Origin of the sequence: Mycoplasma sp. HS2188 (assembly GCF_025209835.1) — a bacterium.
GTDB lineage: Bacteria > Bacillota_I > Bacilli_A > Mycoplasmatales > Metamycoplasmataceae > Mycoplasmopsis.
The window spans coordinates 1-2,477 of sequence record NZ_JAOAOI010000027.1 but is presented as its reverse complement, the minus strand read 5'-3'; the positions used below and the strand labels follow the sequence as shown (position 1 = coordinate 2,477).

Sequence of the window (2,477 nt, the reverse complement as noted above, 5' to 3'; positions counted from 1 at the left end):
TCTTCTTCTTTAATAGCTTGTTTTGTTCTAACATAAGATCAATTTTTGTCAATTTGAGCTAAACCTTTTAGACGGATCGAAACACTACCATCTTTTATGGTAACACCTTCAGTTTTGAAACCAGATAAAATAAACTCATTGTTTGAAGCTGCTTCGATTAATTCGATTGGATTAGGATGGTCTCCTGATCGTTTGCCTGGGATATTTCTAAATAGAAGGGTTACATTTTCGGCTTTAATATCTCCGTTATTTTGTACTCTGAAATTACTTTGGTTAGCATATTTTGTATTAATCAACTCATTAGAACTTAAAATTGATTGAGCACTTTCTCTATTGCTATTGGCAACTACAACTTTTTCTAGAGAATAAGTGCCATCTTTAAGAAGATTTTTTCTTAGGAATGTAAAATTCAATTCTTTTGTGTTAAAAGGAATAGGCTCAGAAATAACTCTTACATTATGTTCATTTTTAGCAACAATATATAATCATTTATTTTTCGAATAGTCGCCTTCAAGTTTATCAATTGTTAGATAACCAATAACATCTCTTTTTTTTCAATTAAATATTCTTATGACACTTTCACTAAATGGAGTATGGGTTGTTGGTATAAAGTATGTCACATCGTAAATGCTATCTACTGTTTCTTGAATTCTTCTTAAATCGTCTTTGTAATTATCTAAATCAGGATCTGCCTTTAAGGCGTTTAATTGGTTCTCTAACTCTCTTCTTTTAGGGTTGAAATTTGTAATTTCTGCTGTAGATTCAAGTACTTTGTCAATTTTTGCATCTTTCAGAATTCTTTTTAGATCGTTTATTGTTTTACCATTATTATTCAATCTCTGTTTTAAATCGTTTTTTTGTGGCGAATCATCTTTCAACTCGTTTACAGCTGCTGTGGCCGAGCTATAGGCAATTTCTCAATTTTCAGCTTTAGTTTTAATTGCTTGTAAGTCAGTGATTGTTTTATCAGTGTTTGCTAAAGTTGAACCTACTTCGCCTAATTCTGTTCCTAAAGTAGCTTTATAACCTACGTCATTTATTTTTTCAATTTCAGCAGTTGTCAAGTCTAACTCAGTTTTAATTGCGTCGACTTTTTTATCTAAACCATAAGCGGTTGCTGCTGTATCTTCATTAGTGTCATTTCCTAATCTATTAGTTGAATTTCATTGATTGGTTAAGCCGGTTTTAATACCTGTCGCTCTTGAATCAAGAATATCAATTTTAGTTTTAACACTTTCTAATTTTGTTTTTAAACCACTTGCTTCATCTCTTATGTCTTCAAGCTGTTTTATGTTTTCAGGGGTTGTTCCGTGCACTCCGTCTAATTGGGGCTGTAAGTAGGTTTTTTGACCATTGTTCGATAAGCTGTTTATATTTCTTTGCGCTTCAACTTTAGTTTTATTGAACTTCATTTGGTTCAATAATGAGTCAGCATCACCTACCAAGGAACCATTGATTACATCAAAGGTAGAATACGAATTTGCAGCTGGGTTATTAGTTGATTTAGTGATGTTTTGAATTGCGTTTTTATAAATATTTTTAACGTTTTGAGGTATATCTTTATCGTTGTTGAAGTCATTTAGGAAATAATCTCTAACGGTTTCAAAATTTCGTTTTAAGGTTGGTAAGCCATCAATTAATCCTTGTATTTCACTAATAGTATCAGCTTTACTACTATTACGGAAGCTTTTTTGTAAAACATCACGATACTTACTTACATTAATTGTATTTCCGTTTTTATCAGCAAACGCTTCATTAATTTTGGTATTAAATTCATTAGATTTTTTTACCGTATTTGCTGCTAATGTTTGTAATTCTAATAGTTTGTCACCAATTGTTTTTCCATCAGTAGCATTCGGTTTACCATTATAGTTTTGCTCTGCTAAGCTTTTTTCATTATTCAAGTAAGTACGAGCGTTGGCTGGCATTTTAGCTATTTCATCTTGCAATTGAGTAAGTATACTTTGGTTCGTTGCTTTTGCTTCTTTTTCCAATTCCAATGCTTGTGTTGTCGTAATAGATTCTGATTCAACCTCTCTTAATTTGCTTTGTCTATTATATGATTGAACTAAAGCCGGTAATTTTTCAATAGCTTCTTTGGCACGATTTACAGCTATGGTGTGTTCACGCTCCAATATGCTATCAACCTTGTTCATAACATTATCTAATGTGCTCATTGAACTATTGTTATTAAATAGAGTTTCAAGATGAGCTTTTTTATCATCATTTGAAGGTAAAAGATCTTTTACTTTGTTTATTTTTTCTCTTAATTGACTTAATTTTGCATCAACCTGAGCTCTATCTAACGCTTGTTTATATAGTGCTGCTAGTTCATTGTAATTTTGTTTAGTCTTATCAGTTTTAATTTGATTAATTTTTTGTGTTAAAGCGGTCTTAATATCACTTGGCAGCAGTGACTTAATTTTATTTTCAACCAAGATCATTTTTTGATTTAGTTTTCCTGTGGCTTCGGCTGC

Annotated in this window: 1 protein-coding gene; it reads right to left on the bottom strand. The window is 31.4% G+C overall.

The genetic code is table 4. The features are described 5' to 3' along the window. Nucleotides 1-2,477 (bottom strand): hypothetical protein (locus N1F73_RS03570; protein ID WP_260360139.1); only part of this gene is annotated, 2,477 nt, incomplete at both ends.